The sequence below is a fragment of the Mesorhizobium sp. M0437 genome, assembly GCF_040321335.1.
In the GTDB taxonomy this organism is placed as follows: Bacteria; Pseudomonadota; Alphaproteobacteria; order Rhizobiales; family Rhizobiaceae; genus Mesorhizobium.
This window is the reverse complement of record NZ_JAMYRK010000019.1, coordinates 1-19,912: the sequence shown is the minus strand read 5'-3', so window position 1 is coordinate 19,912 and position 19,912 is coordinate 1. Positions and strand designations below refer to the sequence as shown.

The window sequence follows — 19,912 nt, the reverse complement described above, 5'->3', positions numbered from 1 at the left end:
CATTCTTGCTACAATTCAACCCACCGGGCGGTCTCGCCCGCACTCTAGAGTTGGCTTCTTAACAATTAGCCAACCATGGCCCGCATCACTTCGGTGTAAAACCACATGGGAAGTGACTTGAGCACAGGACAAATGCACGGCTTTGGCCCCAGCATCACCCGCATCTTCGGTTCCATTGGAATATGGCGGCAACGTGGCTGTTGCTCGAATTTGGATCGGCCGGCCTGACGAAACGGCAAGACCGGTGCTCGGCACCGGCCTTTGGTCCACTCCGCGGCAGCACTTCCGTAGTCCAGCTTCAAATCTAGATGCGGCGGATGCGATTACATTCGGTAGGCGATGGTATCGTTCCAGAACCGATCCAGGCGCTGCAGGGCGCGGTTCATCTGCTTGAACTCCTCCGTGTTGATGCCGCCAACCTGCTCGATCGAACCGACATGGCGCTCGTAGAGGCCGGCGACGACTTCCGCCACCTCATTGCCCTTCGGCGTCAGCGAAACCCGCACCGAACGGCGGTCGATGCGCGAGCGCTGGTGGTTGATGAAGCCGAGATCGACCAGCTTCTTCAGATTGTAGGAGACGTTCGAGCCGAGATAGTAGCCACGCGAGCGCAGTTCGCCGGCGGTCAGCTCCGAATTGCCGATGTTGAACAGGAGCAGCGCCTGGATGGCGTTGATGTCGGAGCGACCGTTGCGGTCGAATTCGTCCTTGATCACATCAAGCAGACGGCGATGCAGCCGCTCGACCAGCTGCAGCGATTCCATGTACAGCGAACGGATCGCCTCGCGGCGGTCATCGGATACGTTGGCGGTCTTCGCCGCCGGACGCGAATTGATCATTGTCTTTGCCTCTCGTTTGTCGCCCGGTGATTTTTTGTTCTTCACCTTGATCGCGACACTATCGAATACTCATAAAATTCGACTTAAACGCCAAGGCTAACAAGAGCTTACCGGTAAGGGGTTTCGAAAGAGGCTTAACGGACGGTCACCTGAGCAAGGATAATTAACCTAAAGATTTAGCCAACGATCCTGGCCGGAATTGCTATCGCCGGGGTTGCCGCTTCTGGATCCAGATCACCACGCGGAACACTATGTAGAGCAGCGCCACCGCAAGGTGCGAGGCGACGATCAGCGGCCGGTGGCCGAACAACTCGGGGAAGCCAGCATACATGACGCACTCGGTCACCGCGCAGATGAACCAGATCACCGGCCCCCAGGACGCCAGCATCCACAGGCCGGCGGCAGCGAACGGAAAAAACACCGCCAGCACCACCGCCGCCACTTGCCAGTGTACCGGCATCAGGTCGAAGCGCCACAACGGGCCGGGGTAAAAGCCGATCAGCCGGATCCAGTACAAGATGCCGAACAGCAGACAGTAGCCGGCGATGACGCGCTGGAACCAGGCGAAGATGACCTCGATCGTCGAGGGCTGCAGCACCACGCGTCTCGAGGCGACCTCGCTCACAGCTTCAGTTCCCGTTCGCCGAGCGATGCGAAATAGGCGTCGACGTTGGCGGCGCTGACGTCATCGATACCTGCCGGCCGCCATTGCGGCGTCGAGCCTTTATCGATGATGGCGGCGCGGATACCTTCATAGAAGTCGTGCCCGGCAAGCATGCGGTTGAGGATACGGAACTCCATTTTCATGCACTCGTCCATCGACAACGTCTGCCCGGCGCTAATCTGGCGCCATGCAACATGCAGGCTGGTCGGTGAACGTGTGCGGATGGTGGCCAGCGTCTTTGCCGCGAACTCGTCGGCAGCGGCTGCCCGCTCCAGACTGGCGACGATATCGGCCAGCGACGGCTGCGCGAAATGCCGGGCGATGGCTTCCAGCGTCGGCCTGTCGGTCTCGCGCCTGGCCGGGACGAAGCAGCCGCGCAGCACCGATTCCGGGTCGCCGCTTTCCGCCAGACGGTCGAGGAAGCCGGCCTGGTCCTCCGCCTTGATCGTATGGGTGGCGAGGCCCGAGCACAAAGCATCGCCATAGCGGATGCGGTTGCCGGTCAGCGCCAGATACATGCCGAAGCTGCCGCCGAGATCCGGCAACAGATGGCTGGCGCCGACATCCGGGAAAAAGCCGATGCCGACCTCGGGCATGGCAAACTGGGCGTTTTCGGTCAGCACTCGCTGCGAACCATGGAAGGAGATACCTACGCCGCCGCCCATGACGATGCCGTCGATCACCGCGACATAGGGTTTCTTGAAGCGGGCGATGCGGGCGTTCAGCCGGTATTCATCGGCGAAGAAATCGACCGGAGGCCTTCCTGCGCGGCCGGCTTCGTAGATGTGGAGGATGTCGCCGCCCGCCGAAAATGCCCTGCCCTCGGCCTTGACGACGACAACGTCGACGCCGTCGTCGCGCTCCCAACTGCGCAGCGCCTTGTCCAGCGCCTTGACCATGCGGTGGGTTACGGCATTGAGCGCCTGCGGCCGCGTCAGCGTGACGACGCCAGCCCTGCCCAATCTTTCGAAGCGAATCTCGTCGCCTCCGCCAAAATCCATCGCCAGAGAATCCCTCCCCGCGCCCGCCGGGAGTGAAGTGCTAAAGCGTGGCGCATGGCCGCGTCAATGGCGGCGGCCAATCCGCTGCATGGTCGTCGGCGTCACCCAGTGCTAATGCTGGCGCTTTGAACCGGAAGGTTGAACCATGCCTTGGTTGCCGCGCCTTGCTGTTATGGTGGTCGGCCTGATCGCTGCGAACACTCCTCCCGTATCGGCCGAAACCGTCGACGAGCTCTATCAATCGCAGACCATCGTCACCGGCCAGGGCGAGGTCAACAGGCAGATCGGCTTCAAGGCCTGCCTCGATGCGGTGCTGGTTCGTGTGTCCGGCGATCAGCGGCTGCCGAAGAGAACTGAGATGGCGGCGCTGCGCGACAAGGCCGGCAGCTTCGTTGCCGAATTCCGCTATCGCGACCGTCTCGAAGGCATTCCAATCCATGACGAACAAGGCACCCATGACCGGCCGCATGATCTCACTTGTCTGTACAGGCCTGACGTTATCGATCCGGTGCTTGCCGCGCTTGGCAGCAAACCATGGCTTGGCGAGCGGCCACGCCTGGCAATTTTCCTGGCGGCGGAGCAAGGCACAAGGCAGTTCATGCTGACCGCCGACGATGAGCGCGGGGCGGCGATGCGCGAATCCTTCGTCAATGCCACCGGTCCGCTGGTCATGCCGATTGTGTTTCCCGAAGCGTCACTGCTGTCGGCCTCGAAGCTTGACGACCAGGCCCTGCGCCATGCCGATATCACGACGCTGGACCAGCTTGCCAGGAAGGCCGGAGCCGACCAGGCGCTCGCCGGCAGTATCGTCTGGAGCGACAAGGAACTGGGCTGGATAGCCGACTGGCGGCTTGCCTTGAATGGCAAGAGCTACAATTGGCAAGTGCGCGGCGTCAGCTTCGACGAGGCATTCCGCGTCGCCATGCGGGGTGCTGCGCAGATCCTGTCGGGCAATGGCCAACCAGAATAGCGCCCGACAGGACCCTGGCACAATCGTGTCGCATTGGTCAGCAGCGGAAGCTCGTGGTAAAAGCCGCCCGATCCGGAGTTTTTGCGATGAACAAATTCACCCCTGCAAAGCCTGCCGGCGCGCGCAGCGTCGACGAGATCACCGGCAGCCGGCGTCTGCGGCGCATGCGCAAGGCCGATTGGTCGCGCCGCCTTGTCCAGGAGAACCGGCTCTCGGTCGACGATCTGATTTGGCCGATCTTCGTCGTCGACGGCAGACAACTGCGCGAACCGATCGCCGCCATGCCCGGCGTGTTCCGCCTGTCGCTCGACCTCGCCGTCAAGGAGGCTGAGCGCGCGGCCAAGCTTGGCATTCCGGCGATCGCCACTTTCCCCAATGTGGAGCTCGGCCTGCGCGATCAGACCGGTTCGCACATCCTCGATCCGGAAAACATCATCAACCGCGCCACCCGCGCCATCAAGCGGGCGGTGCCGGAGATCGGCATCATCACCGACGCGGCGCTTGACCCGTTCACCTCGCATGGCCATGACGGCATCTTGCGCGAGGGCATTATCGTCAATGATGAAACGGTGGAGCAAGTGACGGCGGCGGCCGTCATCCAGGCGGCGGCGGGGGCCGACATCATTGCCCCCTCGGACATGATGGACGGCCGGATCGGTGCCATCCGCGATGCGCTCGACGCCAATGGATTTCAGGATGTGGCGATCATGTCCTATGCGACCAAGTTCGCATCCGCTTTTTACGGCCCCTACCGTGAGGCGGTCGGCACCGCCGGCCTGCTCAAGGGCGACAAGAAGACCTATTATATCGATCACGCCAATTCCGACGAAGCGGTGCGCGAGGCCGAGCAGGATCTGGCCGAGGGCGCCGACATGCTGATGGTCAAGCCCGGCCTGCCCTATCTCGACATCATCCGCCGGCTGAAAGTCGAGTTGCAGATGCCGACCTTTGCCTATCAGGTCTCGGGCGAATATTCGATGATCAAGGCCGCCGCCGCCAATGGCTGGATCGACGGCGAAAAGGCGATGCTGGAATCGCTGCTCGCCTTCAAGCGCGCCGGCTGCGACGGCATCCTGACCTACTTCGCGCCGGAAGTGGCGGCGATGCTCAAGGGGTGATGCGCCTTTGTAGCGTCTACATCGAGTTGTGTTCGTTCGTCCAAAGCGCGACATGGAACGCCGCAGGACATCGCTTCAAGTTTACGCTGCCCCTCGTTGCCCTGCCGGGCATTTCTCCCTGTAAAGTGGCAGGGAGAAAGACGCGTTCGTAAAAGATTTCACCAATCTCCAGCGTTGCAAAAACATCGACGTTGCGGCCAGCCCCTTCTCCCCGTCACTATACAGGGAGAAGCTGCCGGCAGGCGGATGACGGGCGGCGCCGACATTGAGATTGGTTATTCCAATATGATTTGGAAGCGATTGCCCCGCCGGCGATTCAAAATACCGCTTGCAAAATGCAATCAGTTAAGCTACCCCAATAACTGCTTGCATCTCACAATTGGCTATCGAGGAGGCTCCCATGTCCAAGCTTCGCGTCAGCGCCTTCACCCTGTCGATCGACGGCTTCGGCGCCGGTCCCGACCAAGACCTGAAGAACCCGCTGGGTGTTGGCGGAGAAGCCCTGCACGAATGGATGTTCGGCACCCGCACCTTCCGCAAGATGGTCCTCGGCAAGGATGGCGGGACCACGGACACCGACGAGGCGTTCGCGGCACGCAGCTTCGAAAATGTCGGCGCATGGATCCTCGGCCGCAACATGTTTGGGCCGATCCGCGGCGAATGGCCGGATGACAGCTGGAAAGGCTGGTGGGGTGACAACCCACCCTACCACGTGCCGGTCTTCGTGCTCACGCACCATGCGCGTGATCCTATTGTCATGGAGGGCGGCACGACCTTCTATTTCGTGACCGACGGCATCCACCCAGCGCTGGAGAAGGCGAAGGCAGTGGCTGACGGTAAGGATATACGGCTGGGCGGCGGCGTTTCTACGATCCGGCAATATCTCAAGGAAAAGCTCATTGACGAAATGCATCTGGCGATCTCACCGGTCCTGCTAGGCGCCGGCGAGAGCCTTTTTGCCGGCATCGACATGCCCAAGCTCGGCTATCGCTGCAGCGAGCAGGTCGCGACGCCGAAGGCCACGCATGTCATCATCGAGCGCACCTAGCTTGTTGCAGGGTGCCGCCATGGAGCGGCGCCCTCCTCGCCGCTTTAGTCAGTACTTCTCCGGCACATACTGTTTGCGCGGCAGTACCTGGCGCTCGTATTCGGGATTGAAGACGCGCTCCGCAGTGTGATCTCCTCGTGCGGCACCTCCTCATAGGGCACCTGCTTGAGCAGATGGTCGATGCAGTTCAGCCGTGCCTGTTTCTTGTCGTTGCCCTCGACGATGAACCACGGGGCTTCCGGGATATTGGTGCGGGCGAACGTTTCTTCCTTGGCCTTGGTGTACTGCTCCTAGCGCACGCGCGACTGGAGGTCCATCGGCGACAGTTTCCATTGCTTCATTGGGTCATGGATGCGCATCAAAAAGCGCATCTGCTGCTCCTCGTCGGTGATCGAAAACCAGTATTTGACAAGCGTAATGCCCGAGCGGACCAGCATGCGTTCGAAATCCGGAACGTCGCGGAAGAACTCCTCGACCTGATCCCGGCTGGGCAAAGCCCATTACCCGCTCGACGCCGGAGCGGTTGTACCAGGAGCGGTCGAACAGCACGATCTCGCCGCCGGCCGGCAGATGCGGAACGTAGCGCTGGAAATACCATTGCGACTTCTCGCGCTCGGTCGGCGCCCCACTATTGCGCTGGCTGTGCGTTTCAATCCGCAAGATGTGATCGAGCTTGCCCTGCGGAACGGGCGACAAGCGGAACGAATTATCCTACAAATAGCCGGTTCATTGAGGGCTGTCGTCTGCAACGCCCTTTCCCGATAAATTGTGAGGATACGACATGGAATACCGCACTCTCGGCCGTTCCGGGCTGAAGGTTTCGACGCTGACCATGGGCACCATGACGTTCGGCGGCGGCGGCGCGTTTTCGGCGGTCGGCAAGACCGACCTCGACGAGGCGCGCCGGATGATCGACCTTTGCATCGATGCCGGCGTCAATGTCATCGACACCGCCAACGTCTATTCGAACGGCGTGTCGGAAGAGATCATCGGCGAGGCGCTCGGCGGCAAGCGCAAGGGCGACGTGCTGATCGCCTCCAAGGCGCGCATGCGGATCGGCAAAGGCCCCAATGATGAAGGCCTGTCGCGCTACCATCTGATCCGCGAATGCGAGAGGAGCCTGAAGCGGCTCAGGACGGATGTCATCGACATCTATTTCCTGCACGAGTGGGATGGCCTGACACCGCTTGAGGAAACCATCGCCGCGCTCGACACGCTGGTCGCGCAGGGCAAGGTCCGTTATGTCGGCTGCTCCAATTATTCCGGCTGGCAAGTGATGAAGGGGCTGGGGATCAGCGACCGTCATCACCAGCCGCGCTTCGTCACCCAGCAGATCCATTACACGTTGGAAGCGCGCGAGGCCGAGTATGAATTGTTACCGATCTCGGTCGACCAGGGGCTCGGCGTGCTGGTCTGGAGCCCGCTTGCCGGCGGGTTGCTGTCCGGCAAATACCACCGTGACCAGCCGACCGCCCGCCAGCTCAGCGGCTGGTCGGAACCGCCGATCCGCGACGAGGACCGGCTGTGGCGGATCGTCGACACGCTGATCGATATCGGCAATAATCACGGCGTGTCGGCGGCGCAGGTGGCGCTCGCCTGGCTGCTCGGCCGGCCCGCTGTCAGTTCGCTGGTGATCGGCGGACGAACCGAAGCCCATTTCAAAGACAATATCGCCGCTGCAAGCCTTGTGCTTGCCGATGAGGAGCGCACACGGCTCGATGTGGTCAGCAGGCCGCCCGTGCTCTATCCCTACTGGCACCAGCAATTCACGGCAAAGGACCGGTTCGGGCCGGCCGATCTCGTTCTCGACCGCGACGGCGCCTGAAAAGCCGGGCTCTCCGGACTGCGCCGAGATATGGAGCCCGATCGTGCCTTGCGGTGTTGTGTTTGCGGTCCAATGCTCCTAGGCAAAGGCCAAGCACAACGAAAGGAAACGATATGGCACGAGCACCGAACTACGGTCAGGAACGCAAGGAACGCGACCGGCAGAAGGCTGCCAAGAAGGCGGAAAAGCTGGCTGCCAAGGTCGCAGCCAAGGAGCGATCGAAGCCCGAGGGCGAGAGCGAGTCCCAAACCAAAACCGAAACGGCAGAGTGATGATATCCGGGCTGTCAGGCGGGCCGGGCCTCGGTCAAATCCCGCTATGCCTCAGGCAGGCGCCTTGTCGCTGACGAAGACGTTCACTTCACGAGCGGCGGCAATGAAGGCCCGTCTTGCGTTCATGGCCGGCTTGTCGCCGGCCAGCGCATCATGACAGGCTTGCAACGCTTCGCGGTGCTTGGGGCTGCGCTTGCCGGGCCAATTGTTGAGGAGGTAGTCGGAAGCCTCGCGGGCCGTACGCAAGAGCTGATTGCTTCCCGCCGCGCCCTTGACGGTCACGGGTGTGTCAAATCGGTTGTTTTCCATCGCCGCTCTTACGCCATCGGCATTTGCGAAGCGAGACCGAAAGTAGCATTCTTCGCTCATCTGCTCTTTTCGTGATCAATGGCAGCCGATCCTCACTCAAGCGACGACGGCAAATCCCCGGGCGCGCAGGCCGCGCCGGTCGTTGCGCAGCGAGGTCACCAGCCGGTCGCGGCTGCCGATGATATGGGCCGAAAGCAGGCGGGCGGCGCTATCGGCATCGCCGGCCCGCACCGCCGACAGAATGGCATGGTGTTCGGCCCAGGCACGGCCGAGCGCTGCCTCGTCGCGAACCTCGAGCCAGCGGGCGCGCGACAGGCGTGTCATCGCATCGCGAACCGCTCTGAACAGGAACTCGTTGCCGGATAGACGCGCCAACTCGATATGAAAATCCCTGCCGACGCGATGCCATTCCTCGCGCGGCGTCTTGTCGTCGCAAGAATCGAGCATCGCCTCGATGATTTCGACGGCACTTCTGTCCTGCAAGGTGCAAGTTAGTCTGAGTGCCGCGACCTCGACCGCCTCGCGATAGACGGCGATCTGCTCCAGCTCGGCAAGATTGATTGGCGAGACCGTCCAGCCGCGGCCGTCGCGGCAGATCAGGCCTTCGGTCTCGAGCCGCAGCAACGCAGCCCTGACCGGCGTGCGCGAGGCGCCGAAGCGGCTTTCGACCCAGCGCTCCGTCAGCCGCTCGCCGGGACCAATCTCGAGCCCGAGGATCATCTCGCGAAGCTGCTTTTCGACGTTCTGCATCTGCGACATTGGCGTTCCGTTCAGGTCATTCGTTCCGGCAATCGGGTCACTGGCCGGCGTTGGCCGATCACGCCGGCCTTTGTCGATCATGTTTGAGAGGCCCGCATTGACAGCGACGGGGCTTGCGTTCATGACAGATACCAGCTTGGTATCCCAAATAGGTATCCACAGCAAGTTTCATGCAAGCTGGCCGGACAGGACAGACATGCCGCAAGACGCCAACCGCGCCACGCACAACGTCCACTGGCGCCGCAATCTCGCCGGGTGTTTTGCCGGCTCGTTCACCACGCTTGTAGCGATGACGCTGCTGTTGCCCTTCCTGCCGCTTTACGTCGAGCAGCTGGGCGCAGAGGGCCATGCGGCGATCGTGCAGTGGTCGGGCGTCGCCTACGGCGCCACCTTCCTTGCCGCCGCGCTGGTCGCGCCCCTGTGGGGGCGGCTAGGCGACCTCTACGGCCGCAAACTGATGCTGGTGCGCGCCAGTTTCGGCATGGCGCTGTGCATGTCGCTGACCGGCATGGTGCAGACTGTCTGGCAATTGGTGCTCTTGCGCCTGCTGATCGGCTTTGCCGGCGGCTATTCTTCGGGCTCGACCATCCTGGTTGCCATGCAGACGCCGAAGGATCGCTCCGGCTGGGCGCTGGGCGTGCTGTCGGCCGGTATCACCGCCGGTGCCCTGGTCGGTCCGCTGCTTGGCGGCGCGCTGCCGCCGCTGATTGGCATCCGCGCCACATTCCTGCTCGCCGGCGGCGTCATTTTCCTGGCTTTTCTGGCAACCACCTTGCTGATCAAGGAGGCGCCTCGCCCGGTTGCCGCCAAGGCCGCGTCAGAAGAAAAAGTGAAAGACAGCTGGTCGCAGATTCCCGACAAGCGCCCCGTCGTCGCCATGCTCGCGACCGGCATGCTGTTGAGTTTCGCCACCATGTCGATCGAGCCGATCATCACCGTCTATGTCCAGCAGCTCATCGAAGACCAGAGCCAGGTCACGCTGGTCTCCGGCATCGTCATGTCCGCGGCAGCGCTCGGCGCCATCCTGTCGGCGTCGCGGCTCGGCAAGCTCGCGGACCGTATCGGCCACTGGAACGTCATCGTTGCCGCACTCGCCGTCTCGGCGCTGCTGCTGATCCCGCAGGCCTTCGTTACCCAGGGCTGGCAACTCGTCGTCCTGCGTTTCCTGATGGGCCTGGCGCTTGGCGGTCTTTTGCCCTGCATCACCAGCGTCATCCGCCACAATGTGCCCGACGGGGTCGGCGGCAATGTGCTGGGCTTGTCGATCTCGGCGCAATATGTCGGGCAGGTCGCCGGACCGTTGCTCGGCGGCTTTGCCGGCGGCCATTTCGGTATGCGCTCGGTGTTTCTCGGCACATCCATTCTGATGGCGGGCGGAGCGGCCTATAACTGGCTGGTCCAGTCGCGCCGCGAGCGCGACATGCTGGCGGAAGCCGGCAAATCCTGACACGGTTCGCAGCACTATCTCAGGCGGTCGCCAGGAATCACGGAGGCGTGGACATGAGCACGGATGAACACGCGGCAGGCGGCCGCATTCTGGTTTTTGCCGGCGGCCTATGCGGCGCGGCTGGCGTGGCGCTTTCGGCGGCGGCGGCGCATCTCGGCGGCGCTTTCTTCGGTACGGCCGCATCCTTCCTGCTCTTGCATGCGCCGGTCTTCCTTGCCGTCGGGCTGCTCGGTGGCAATAGCATCCTGCGAACCGGAAGCCTCATCCTTCTCGTCGGGCTTCTGCTGTTCTCGGGAGATCTTTTGGCCCGCGACTTCCTTGGCTCGCGGCTGTTCCCGATGTCGGCGCCGATCGGCGGCACGTTGCTCATCGGCGGCTGGCTGATGATGGCCGCCTCGGCGCTGGTGCGGCCGCGCCCTTGACGCGGCAGCCAGGTTCGCCGGTTCTGTCAGTCTTGGCGACGTTCGGGCCGGACTTGGCCGTCGCGTTTGGCCGTTTTGACCACACGCCGCCGCTCCGGCCGTTCGGTGGCCGGCGATATGCCCCAATAATTGCGATAGATGTCTTCGAACAGATGCTTGATCGGGTGCATGGCTTAATCTCCTTTTTGAATCGATCCAATCAGCGGGCACAAAAAATAGGCCGCCGATCAGCTCCGCTTGCGTCCTACGAGGAAACGCAGGTCGCGAATCCACGGACCGGTCCTGTCGCGCCCCTTGCGGGCCTCCGCGCTCGAGCGGATGCTCCAGTCGTTCCGGTAAATGTCCTCGAACAGATAATTGACGGGGTGCATGGCACTCTCCTCTTGTATCGATGCAATGTGCGGGCAAAACCGCTCTTGGATCGATTCAAGAATATGCGTCACAGCATAAATGTCAAGCAAAAATTTGAATCGATCCAAGGAAGATGTTAGGTAATCGGCACTACTGTCGGACAGGAGTCCTGGAGACGAACAAATGACATCACCCACCGAGGGCAGCAGGAGGCCCATCCGGCTGGCAGACATCGCCAAAGCCGCGGGCGTATCGCACGGCACTGCCTCCAATGCCTTCAGCCGTCCCGAAATCGTGCGCGAGGAAGTCCGCGAGCGGGTCAAGGCGGCGGCCGAGGCGCTGGGCTACGCCGGCCCGGATCCCAAGGGCCGGCTGCTGCGCGCCGGCAAGGTCAATGCAATCGGCGTCGCCACAACCGAGCCGCTGTCCTATTTCTTCGACGACCCGTTTGCCCGCGTGATGATGGCCGGCATCTCGGAAGCCTGCGACGCCACCGGCGCGGGGATAGCCCTCGTGTCGGCTGGCAACGAGGAAAAACTTGCCTGGAATATCCAGAGCGCCCTCGTGGACGGCTTCATCCTTTTCTGCATCGAGGGCGGTCCGCGTCTCGTTGAGCTGACGCGCGAACGAAAGCTCCCCTTCGTCGCGCTCGAGCTCGGCTCGCAGGACGAGACGGTCTCGGCGATCAGTATCGACAATGTTGCCGGCGGCCGGCTCGCGGCGCGCCATCTGGCGGAACTTGGACATCGCCGCTTCGCCGTGCTGTCGCTGGCCTTCGCCGACGACAGCACCGGTCTTGTCTCGCCCGAGCAGGTCCGGACCGCGGTCTATACCGGAACCCGTGACCGCCTCCTCGGCTATTTCGAAGAGCTTTCCCGGTTTGGTGTCGACACCGCCAAGGTGCCGGTCTACGAGACGGAAAACGATAAGGCGAGCACAAGGGCCGGTCTCGAAACCATCTTCGCCTCGGCGGAACCGCCGACCGCCATCCTGGCGATGTCGGACCGGATCGCGATGGTCGCGTTGGAATGGCTCAACGCACGGGGCATCGCGGTTCCCCGCGATGTTTCCGTCGTCGGCTTCGACGGCGTGCCTGAAGCCGCAACTTGCGAGCCTCCGCTCACCACCATCGCCCAGCCGATCGCCGAGATCGGCCGCCGGGCAGCGCGAAGAATCCTCGACTTCGACGGCACCGTGCGGCGAGAAACGCTCGACGTCGAACTTGTCGTCAGGGCATCGTCCGGACCGCCGCCAAGTACAGGCTGACTGGGGCAGATCGGCTCCAAATCTTACCTATTGGCCGCCATGGGACCGATGCCAAAGGATGGACGGACAGGCGGCGCCTCGTTGCGGACCGGCTTGCCCTTGCCGGACCAGCCGATGGCGGACAGCCACTCCAGATAGAAGGCGAGCGCGAACTGCATGGCGATGCCGGCGGCGAGCAGCAGACTGTCATAGGCAATGCCGCCCGGGTTGATCAGCTTCATCACCTGCGCCGCCATGGCAATCACCGTGCCGGCAATGAAAACCGGCAGCGAGCGTTTGCCCAATATGGCGAGCGGATTGTCGCGGCCGGTGCGGAACAGGTTCGAGACGAAAGGCAAGGCGACGACCAGATAGCTCATCGCCAGGATGTGCAGCAGCCGCGGCAACGACAGGAACGTCTTGTCGAAACCGGTCAGCACCACCGGCAGGTCAAGCCATGACACATGCCCCCACAGCGGGCTGTGCACCCAGACGAGCGCCGTCAGCACATAAGCGGACGCCGCGCCGACCAGCCAACGATTGACCGGGATGGTGCCGCCGCGCCGCACATGCAACACGCTGGCCATGCCGATATTGAACAGCAATTGCCATGACAGCGGATTGAGGAACCAGAAACCGGGCTCCGGGTAGTTCGGCGGCGCGATCTGGTAGATACCGGCAATCAGCCAAAGGGCTGCGGATACTGCGAGCGCCGCCAGTGGCCGGTAGCTGATGAACAGCAGGAAGACCGGCGCCATCAACAGCAGCGCCGCATAGACCGGCAGTATGTTGTTGTAACCGAGCTGATGGCCGAGCGTGACGATGCCGACCAGGACTTGTGGCGGGTTCCTGACGAGCGGCTCGATGTTGATCAGCGTCAGAAGATCCGGCCGTTTCGCAAACACCGCCGCCGCGCAGAAGATAGCCATGACCACCATCGTCGTGACGATGTGGGTGACATAGAGCACACCGGCGCGGCGCCACATTTTCAGTGTTGCAATCAGCCGGTTTCCCGGCTGGAACTTAGTGCCGTAGGCGAGAGCGACTGACATGCCGGAGATCAGCACGAAGGCCTCGGCCGCATCTGAAAACCCGAAATTCTTGTAGGTCAGGGTTTCGAACACGGTGCCCGGCACGTGGTCGACGAATATGGTCAGGAGGGCGAGAGCCCGGAACACATCAATACGCGTATCGCGTTCCGGCGAAACTGGCATGGTCATCGATAAAAGGCCTTAAAGCTGGTTGTTCATGCCCGGCATGCGATCCCTCGGGCGATCACCCGGCGCACACTGCTTCGATCCCCCCGCGGGGATTATATCGGCAAAGAAACGGACTGAAATGCGCCCGGTTCAATCAACTTTCGCGGAGCTTGAAAATATTTTGTTTTGAAGCCGGCAAATTAACGAAAGTAACGCGAAATCAAGAGGATGTGACCATGGCCGAGGAGAGCCTCGAAGACGGTATTCTGCAGGAGAATTCAGGCTTTTTCTACCGGCTCCATCGACCCGCCAACTTACCCGGTGACTGGCTGTTCCTGTTGCATGGATCGGGTGTCGACGAGACGACCTTGCTGCCGCTTGGTCGGCAAATCGCGCCGCATGCGGCGCTGGTTGCGGTCCGTGGCCGCATCCCTCAGGAGGACGGGTTCCGTTGGTTCACGCGAATCACCCCGACGCGATTCGAGCAGGCAAGCATCCGCGCGGAGGCGGAGGCATTCGCGGCCTTCGTCGCCGGCGTCGCGAAGCGCCACAGCCTCGATCTCCGCCACGCGACCTTTCTCGGCTATTCGAACGGCGCCAATTTGGTCTCAAGCGTCATGCTGCTGCATCCGGGCTTCATCGAGCGCGCTGCATTGCTGCGTCCGATGCCGGTGCTCGACGAGGTGCCGCCGGCCGACCTGTCGAAGGCGCGGACTCTGATCGTCGCCGGCGCCGCCGACCTGACCTACGCGCCATTCGCGCCGGTGCTGGCCGCTCTACTGAGCTCGCATGGCGCCAAGGTCGAAACCCACACCATTGCCTCCGGCCATGAAATCGGCGATCCGGACGCCGACATCGTCGGGCAATGGCTGGCGGATCCTGCGGTCGCCGTTGCAGCGTCGGATCGATGAGCCCCGAAGCTACCCTCGCCCCATGCGGTTCCAGGCGTCCAGCCCGGCGATCTTGTAGGCTTCCGCCAGCGTCGGGTAGTTGAAGGTGTTGTTGACGAAGAAGTCGACTGTGCCGCCGAGATTGATGACCGCCTGGCCGATGTGGATGAGTTCGGTCGCGCCCTCGCCGACAATATGGGCGCCGAGCAGACGGCGTGTTTCGATCGAGAACAGAAGCTTCAGGAAACCGGTGTTGACACCCATGATGTGGCCGCGCGATGTCTCGCGGAACCGCGCCACGCCGACCTCGTAGGCGGCACCGCTCTCGCGCACCTGCTCCTCGGATTGCCCGACGGTGGAGATTTCCGGCACGGCGTAGATGCCGTAGGGAAAGGTTTCGGGCGGCGGCGGCAAGGGCACGCCGAAGGCATGGCAGGCGGCCACCCTGCCCTGCTCCATCGAGGTCGATGCCAGGCTCGGAAAGCCGATGACATCGCCGGCGGCATAGATGTTGGGCGCGCTGGTCTGGAAGGTCTGCGGATCGACCTTGATGCGGCCTCGCGAATCAGCCTCGATGCCGACGGCGTCGAGCCCTAAATTGCCGACATTGCCGGTGCGTCCCGCGGCATAAAGCACGATCTCGGAACGTATGGTGCGGCCGTCGGCCAGCGTCACCTCAGCATAGTCGGGTTTCGAGGCGATCTCCTTGACGGCACTGCCCAATCGGATGGTCATGCCGCGGTCGCGCATCTGATGGATGAAGTCGTCGACGATCTCGCGGTCGACGAAATCCAATATCGTGTTGCGCGGCTCGACCAATGTCACCGGAACGTCGAGTGCCGAAAAGATTGTCGCATATTCGACGCCGATGACGCCGGCGCCGATCACCGTCAGCGTGCGCGGTAGCCGATCGAGCTCCAGCATCTCGTCGCTGTCGAAGATCCGTGTCTTGTCGAACGGCACGTCGCGCGGCCGGTGCGGCCGGGTGCCGACCGCGATCAGCGCATGGGCGAAGCCAACCTCGCTGTAGTCGCCGGTGTCGGTGGTCAGGCTGACCTTGTTGGGGCTCAGGAATTTTACCGCGGCGCGCGCACTCTTGACCGTGTTGCGCATGAACTGGTGCTGCAGCACCTCGACCTCATGGTCGAGCGTCTTGTGCAGGCGCTCGACCAGATCGCCGACCGAAATGTCCTGCTTGACGCGGTAGCCGCGTCCATAAAAGCCGCGCTCGCGCCAGCCGGAGAGGTTGAGCACCGTCTCGCGCAACGTCTTCGACGGTATAGTGCCGGTATGCACCGAAACGCCGCCGAGACGCCGGCCCCTGTCGACCACCAGCACTGACTTGCCGAGCTTGGCCGACTGCACCGCGGCGCGGCGCCCGGATGGGCCGCTGCCGATGACCAGCATGTCGTAGTCCATGTCGCCCCGTCCCCTCGGCTCGGCGCGCTTTGTGCGCCGCAGCAAACTAACGCTATCCGCGCCGTGAATTCAACAAGTCAGACGGCCCCAGGCGCTCTGTCGCCATCTACACGGCGGCGAAAGGCTCGATCTTGATTCCGCCGCGAACCTTCACCATTTCATCAATACGCGGCCCGTGCATTAACCCGGGTTCGATTACGAGGAAATGACATGAACGCTCGCGTTCTCGACGGCGAAATCATCACCAGCAGGCTCGAAGATGTCCGCTCTTATGAGGGCGTGCGCACGCGGCGCATTCTCGCTTTCGTCATCGACTATTTCATCGTCGCGCTGCTCACCATTCCATTCGCGATCCTGGTGTTCCTGTTCGGGCTGTTGACGCTCGGCCTCGGCTGGATGCTGTTTTCCATTCTCGTGCCGACCGTCGCCATCCTCTACATCTGGAACACGCTCGGCAGTAAAGACCAGGCCACCACCGGCATGAAGATGATGGGCATCCGGCTCGACCGACTCGACGGCAGCCGCATCGACGGGCTGACCGCCGTCGTGCATTCGGTGCTGTTTTGGGCCGGTAATGTCATCCTTTCGCCGCTGGTCCTGCTGGTGAGCCTGTTTTCCGACCGCAAGCGCACGCTGCACGACCTGCTGCTCGGCACCGTTGTCAGCCGCAGTGGCCGCTGAGCAGACTTTTGAAGCGCGGCCGCAGCCTTTGCGCACAAATGTGAAGACGTCCAATCAACCAGGCTTTCACAATCCTGTTGAATTTTTCGGCGTCCGCGCCAAAGGTAGAGCGATTCGCAGGAGTATTTCCAAGGCTCGATGACGCAGCACCCGACCCAGTCGCCGCAGTTCTTTCTGACCGCGCCCTCGCCATGTCCCTATCTCGAGGGCCAGTTCGAGCGCAAGGTGTTCACACACTTGGTCGGCGACAAGGCCCCCGAGATGAACGATCTGTTGACGCAGGGCGGTTTCAGGCGCTCGCAGAACATCGCCTACAGGCCGGCCTGCGAGACCTGCCGCGCCTGTGTGTCCGTGCGCATCCTGGCGCAGGAATTCACCGCCAGCCGCAACATGAAACGGGTCATACAGCATAATTCGGATCTGGTCGGCGCCATGCACGACGCCGAACCCTCCACCGAACAGTATTCGCTGTTCCGCAGCTATCTCGACGTCCGCCACCGCCGTGGCGGCATGTCTGACATGACCGTGCTCGACTACGCCATGATGGTCGAGGATACCCATGTCGACACCAAGGTCATCGAATACCGTCGCCGCGGACCTGACAGCTTCATTACCGGCAAGGGCCAGGGCGAACTGATCGCCGTGGCGCTTACCGACAAGATGGCCGATGGCCTGTCGATGGTCTATTCCTACTTCAACCCGGACTTCGAGGACCGTTCGCTCGGCACCTTCATGATCCTCGATCACATCGCCCGCGCCAGGGCGATGGGCCTGCCCCATGTCTACCTGGGTTACTGGGTCAACGGCTCGCGCAAGATGAATTATAAGATGCGCTTCCAGCCGCAGGAGCATCTCGGCCCGAAAGGCTGGGAACGCTACAATCACGAAGCGGTTTCGCGCTGATCTTCGCTTTCGGTATTCACTCTTAAATTGTTTCGAGGAGGATGCCGCTGGGCTTCCGGCCGATCGGCTGGGAAACCGGGCGGGTCAATTTTGCGCCTCCAAGCCTACGCGAGAATTGCCGCATGTCTTCCCACAACGACCAGAGAGGCCTTCTGATCACCGCCATCGGCGGGCTGACGCTGACCGTCGACATTCCGCTGATCCGGCTCGCCGACGGCGAGGCGTGGACGATCCTGCTGTTGCGCACCGGCACGACCTTCGTCGCCACGCTTATCATCTGGGCCGCCTGGCGATCGCTGAGCGCAAAGGCACCGCAGCTTGTACCGGGCTGGTCAGGGCTCATCGTTGCCGGCCTCTACGGGCTCGGCTCGATCGCCTTCATCACCGGTGTCTACAATACCTCGACAGCCAACCTCGTTTTCATCCTGGCGTTCACAACCATGTTCGCGGCCCTTTTGTCATGGCTGTTCCTGAAGGAGAGGCCACGGCCCCTGACGCTTGCAGCGCTGGCACTTATGATCGTCGGCGTGACGATCATTGTCGGCGATTCCGTTGGAACCGGACATCTCTTCGGCGACCTGATGGCGCTATGCTCGGCTTTCATGATCGCCGCGGCCATCACCATCTCGCGCGCCAGCGGCAAGGATATGGGTTTCACGGCGCTGATCGGAGTGGTCCTGCCGCTGGCCGTCGCCACCCTGATGGTTTCCAAGGTGGGTTTTCACGTCAACGCGCCATGGTGGATCGTCTTCAACGGTGCCGTCATCATGCCGATCTCGTTCTTCTGCCTCGCCAACGGCCCGAAATACATCTCCGGGCCGGAGGTGGCGATGTTCTACCTGCTTGAAACCGTGCTGGCGCCGGTCTGGGTGTGGATGATCTTCGCCGAAACACCGACGCGCAACAGCCTGATCGGCGGCGCGATCCTCATCATGACCTTGATCGGCCATTCGCTCTGGCAGTTGCACGACGGGCGCAAGCGCCGCGCCACGTTCGCCGTCAGTCACCCGGCCTGATTCTTTTTCGCGGCGGCGCGTTCGGCAACAATTTCAATCTGCGGCGGTGCATCTTCCTGCTCCGCCGGTTCGGCGGCAGCGAGTTCATCGGTCAGTTCCACCTCGCGCAGCCATTCGCGCCAGATTGCGACCAGCAGGGCCATCAGCACCGGGCCGATGAACAGGCCGAGAAAACCCATTGTCTTGACGCCGCCGATCAGGCCGAAAAAGGTTGGCAGGAAGGGCAGCTTTATCGGCCCGCCGACCAGCTTCGGGCGCAATGTCTTGTCGACGATGAAGAGTTCGACCGCGCCCCAGACGAACAGCGCCAGCCCCGCCATCGGCGAGCCGCTGGCGGCGAGATAGATCGAGACCAGCGTGAACGACAGCGGCGCGCCGCCGGGGATAAGCGCCATGATGCCGGTCAGCGCGCCGAGCGTCACCGGCGACGGTACGCCGGCCAACCAGTAAGCGATGCCCAGCACCAGTCCTTCGCCGATGGCGATAACGGTCATACCGGTAACCGTCGACGAGATCGTCGCCGGCACCACGCGTGAGATCCGTTCCCATCGGGCCGGCAGGATGCGCTCGCCGAGGCGATCGACCTGCCCGGCGAAATGCTCGCCGTCGCGATAGGCAAAGAACAATGCGATCATCATGAACAGCAGCGTCAGCAAAAGTCCGAAGGCGCTGCCGCCGGCGGCAAGCGCGCCGCGATAGATGCTGCCGATATTGGCGCCGCTGATCAGCTGGATCAGTTCGCCGATACCGCCTGGATGGCCAACGTTGACCGTCCACTGTTCATTGAGCCATTCGCCTACTACAGGCAGCGTGGCGATCCAGTGCGGCGTCGGCGCGCCGTAGCGGTTGGTCTCGATAGCCCAGCCGACCCATTCGCGCACCTCGTTGATGGCGTAGGTGCCGGCAAGCGCGATCGGCACCACCAGGAAGGTCAGGATGAACAGGATCGCAAGCGTAGCGGCAATCGTGCGGTTGCCGCCGACGCCGGCGAGCAGCCGCCGATAGAGCGGCCAACTGGCGAAAGCGATAACCAGGGCGGCAAGGACCGGGAAAAGGAACCCGTGGAAGAAATAGACGCCAGCGGCGACGATCAGCACCAGGAGCCAGCGCGCTGCCGACAGCGGCGGAATGACAGCGGCCCTGAGCGGCGTCGACAGGCCAAACAGGCGCTGCTGCCGCTCCGGCTTCTGGATCCTGACTTCCTTCAAGCGCCCAATTCTCCCTAGCCCATCGCATCGCTTATGCACTGATATAGTGCAGCAATCGTGACGACATTCCAAATGTTCGGGTGGCGCTGCTAATCTCCCCCCTTGAGGGGGAGATGTCGCCGAAGGCGACAGAGGGGTCGGGACGTCCTGACGCGACCTTACCACGAACAAAGCAGGCTGGCGCTTCATGCGCGGGGACCCCCTCTGGCCTGCCGGCCATCTCCCCCTCGAGGGCAGGGCTATCGCATATGAGTGATGGCATTGATGAGATAGTCGTCGTTCCAGGCGCATTTCTTGATGCGATGGCTGATGGGAACTTTGGCAGC

The 19,912-nt window shown here is 62.4% G+C and carries 22 protein-coding genes and 1 pseudogene; 12 read left to right on the top strand and 11 right to left on the bottom strand.

All coding sequences use genetic code 11. From position 1 onward, the window contains the following. Positions 1-323 precede the first annotated feature (323 nt). The 3 genes from ldtR to NKI72_RS14430 all read right to left on the bottom strand — a co-directional run bounded on the left by ldtR (position 324) and on the right by NKI72_RS14430 (position 2,504). Positions 324-839: a transcriptional regulator LdtR gene (ldtR, locus tag NKI72_RS14440; protein ID WP_023674486.1), complete on the bottom strand. Its 516-nt coding sequence runs from the start codon at positions 837-839 to the stop codon at positions 324-326. 202 nt (positions 840-1,041) lie between these two features. After that, on the bottom strand, positions 1,042-1,464 hold the full coding sequence (locus tag NKI72_RS14435) for a DUF6163 family protein (RefSeq protein ID WP_023674485.1): 423 nt from the start codon (positions 1,462-1,464) through the stop codon (positions 1,042-1,044). Beyond that, positions 1,461-2,504: an enoyl-CoA hydratase/isomerase family protein gene (locus NKI72_RS14430; RefSeq protein ID WP_352542403.1), complete on the bottom strand. Its 1,044-nt coding sequence runs from the start codon at positions 2,502-2,504 to the stop codon at positions 1,461-1,463. The genes NKI72_RS14435 and NKI72_RS14430 overlap by 4 nt, the downstream gene beginning before the upstream one ends. 145 nt (positions 2,505-2,649) lie before the next feature. Here NKI72_RS14430 and NKI72_RS14425 point away from each other — a divergent pair, with 145 nt between their 5' ends. The 3 genes from NKI72_RS14425 to NKI72_RS14415 all read left to right on the top strand — a co-directional run bounded on the left by NKI72_RS14425 (position 2,650) and on the right by NKI72_RS14415 (position 5,640). Beyond that, positions 2,650-3,474 carry a DUF8605 domain-containing protein gene (locus tag NKI72_RS14425; RefSeq protein WP_352833346.1) on the top strand — a complete coding sequence of 275 codons (825 nt, stop codon included), beginning with the start codon at positions 2,650-2,652 and terminating at the stop codon, positions 3,472-3,474. A gap of 86 nt (positions 3,475-3,560) precedes the next feature. After that, positions 3,561-4,592, top strand: a complete 1,032-nt coding sequence (gene hemB, locus NKI72_RS14420; protein ID WP_352833349.1) for a porphobilinogen synthase — start codon at positions 3,561-3,563, stop codon at positions 4,590-4,592. Between the two features lie 400 nt (positions 4,593-4,992). After that, on the top strand, positions 4,993-5,640 hold the full coding sequence (locus NKI72_RS14415) for a dihydrofolate reductase family protein (protein ID WP_352833352.1): 648 nt from the start codon (positions 4,993-4,995) through the stop codon (positions 5,638-5,640). 48 nt (positions 5,641-5,688) lie between these two features. Here NKI72_RS14415 and NKI72_RS14410 read toward each other — a convergent pair. Continuing rightward, a pseudogene (locus tag NKI72_RS14410) lies at positions 5,689-6,264 on the bottom strand (polyphosphate kinase 2 family protein); the annotation flags it as partial. 157 nt (positions 6,265-6,421) lie between these two features. On the opposite strand from NKI72_RS14410, the gene NKI72_RS14405 reads away from it, so the two are divergent. Together NKI72_RS14405 and NKI72_RS14400 are read left to right on the top strand one after the other, a co-directional pair. Then, complete coding sequence (locus NKI72_RS14405) at positions 6,422-7,465, top strand: aldo/keto reductase (protein ID WP_352472022.1); 1,044 nt, start codon at positions 6,422-6,424, stop codon at positions 7,463-7,465. Positions 7,466-7,578: 113 nt separating this feature from the next. After that, on the top strand, positions 7,579-7,737 hold the full coding sequence (locus NKI72_RS14400; RefSeq protein ID WP_352833354.1) for a hypothetical protein: 159 nt from the start codon (positions 7,579-7,581) through the stop codon (positions 7,735-7,737). A 51-nt stretch (positions 7,738-7,788) separates the two neighbouring features. On the opposite strand, the gene NKI72_RS14395 is transcribed toward NKI72_RS14400, so the two are convergent. After that, positions 7,789-8,046, bottom strand: a complete 258-nt coding sequence (locus tag NKI72_RS14395; protein WP_023674477.1) for a DUF982 domain-containing protein — start codon at positions 8,044-8,046, stop codon at positions 7,789-7,791. A 96-nt stretch (positions 8,047-8,142) separates the two neighbouring features. Continuing rightward, complete coding sequence (locus NKI72_RS14390; RefSeq protein ID WP_023674476.1) at positions 8,143-8,805, bottom strand: GntR family transcriptional regulator; 663 nt, start codon at positions 8,803-8,805, stop codon at positions 8,143-8,145. 196 nt (positions 8,806-9,001) lie between these two features. On the opposite strand from NKI72_RS14390, the gene NKI72_RS14385 reads away from it, so the two are divergent. Together NKI72_RS14385 and NKI72_RS14380 are read left to right on the top strand one after the other, a co-directional pair. After that, complete coding sequence (locus tag NKI72_RS14385; RefSeq protein WP_352833357.1) at positions 9,002-10,252, top strand: multidrug efflux MFS transporter; 1,251 nt, start codon at positions 9,002-9,004, stop codon at positions 10,250-10,252. A 53-nt stretch (positions 10,253-10,305) separates the two neighbouring features. After that, positions 10,306-10,674, top strand: coding sequence for a DUF423 domain-containing protein (locus tag NKI72_RS14380; protein WP_352833360.1), 369 nt, complete (start codon positions 10,306-10,308; stop codon positions 10,672-10,674). A gap of 26 nt (positions 10,675-10,700) precedes the next feature. Here NKI72_RS14380 and NKI72_RS14375 read toward each other — a convergent pair whose 3' ends face one another. Continuing rightward, positions 10,701-10,844 carry a hypothetical protein gene (locus NKI72_RS14375; protein ID WP_352472029.1) on the bottom strand — a complete coding sequence of 48 codons (144 nt, stop codon included), beginning with the start codon at positions 10,842-10,844 and terminating at the stop codon, positions 10,701-10,703. Between the two features lie 57 nt (positions 10,845-10,901). Beyond that, positions 10,902-11,045, bottom strand: a complete 144-nt coding sequence (locus NKI72_RS14370; protein WP_352472030.1) for a hypothetical protein — start codon at positions 11,043-11,045, stop codon at positions 10,902-10,904. 163 nt (positions 11,046-11,208) lie between these two features. Here NKI72_RS14370 and NKI72_RS14365 point away from each other — a divergent pair, with 163 nt between their 5' ends. Beyond that, the gene (locus NKI72_RS14365; RefSeq protein ID WP_352833362.1) at positions 11,209-12,291 is read left to right on the top strand and encodes a LacI family DNA-binding transcriptional regulator; all 1,083 of its coding nucleotides are present in this window, start codon (positions 11,209-11,211) and stop codon (positions 12,289-12,291) included. 23 nt (positions 12,292-12,314) lie between these two features. Here NKI72_RS14365 and NKI72_RS14360 read toward each other — a convergent pair whose 3' ends face one another. Then, positions 12,315-13,490 (bottom strand): OpgC family protein, encoded by a 1,176-nt coding sequence (locus NKI72_RS14360; RefSeq protein ID WP_352833365.1) that lies wholly within the window; start codon positions 13,488-13,490, stop codon positions 12,315-12,317. 215 nt (positions 13,491-13,705) lie between these two features. On the opposite strand from NKI72_RS14360, the gene NKI72_RS14355 reads away from it, so the two are divergent. Continuing rightward, positions 13,706-14,380: an alpha/beta hydrolase gene (locus tag NKI72_RS14355; protein ID WP_352833368.1), complete on the top strand. Its 675-nt coding sequence runs from the start codon at positions 13,706-13,708 to the stop codon at positions 14,378-14,380. 9 nt (positions 14,381-14,389) lie between these two features. On the opposite strand, the gene sthA is transcribed toward NKI72_RS14355, so the two are convergent. After that, the gene (gene sthA / locus NKI72_RS14350; RefSeq protein ID WP_352833371.1) at positions 14,390-15,778 is read right to left on the bottom strand and encodes a Si-specific NAD(P)(+) transhydrogenase; all 1,389 of its coding nucleotides are present in this window, start codon (positions 15,776-15,778) and stop codon (positions 14,390-14,392) included. Between the two features lie 210 nt (positions 15,779-15,988). Between sthA and NKI72_RS14345 the strand changes: the two genes are divergently transcribed. From NKI72_RS14345 to NKI72_RS14335, 3 genes are all read left to right on the top strand, one after another. Continuing rightward, positions 15,989-16,459 carry an RDD family protein gene (locus NKI72_RS14345; RefSeq protein WP_352472034.1) on the top strand — a complete coding sequence of 157 codons (471 nt, stop codon included), beginning with the start codon at positions 15,989-15,991 and terminating at the stop codon, positions 16,457-16,459. Between the two features lie 138 nt (positions 16,460-16,597). Beyond that, entirely contained in the window at positions 16,598-17,362 is a 765-nt protein-coding gene (locus tag NKI72_RS14340; RefSeq protein ID WP_352472035.1) for an arginyltransferase, read from the top strand. Between the two features lie 122 nt (positions 17,363-17,484). Further along, positions 17,485-18,378, top strand: a complete 894-nt coding sequence (locus NKI72_RS14335) for a DMT family transporter (protein WP_352833374.1) — start codon at positions 17,485-17,487, stop codon at positions 18,376-18,378. Here NKI72_RS14335 and NKI72_RS14330 read toward each other — a convergent pair. Continuing rightward, the gene (locus NKI72_RS14330) at positions 18,366-19,586 is read right to left on the bottom strand and encodes an AI-2E family transporter (protein ID WP_352472037.1); all 1,221 of its coding nucleotides are present in this window, start codon (positions 19,584-19,586) and stop codon (positions 18,366-18,368) included. The two genes, NKI72_RS14335 and NKI72_RS14330, sit on opposite strands and share 13 nt — an antisense overlap. Positions 19,587-19,912 lie beyond the last annotated feature (326 nt).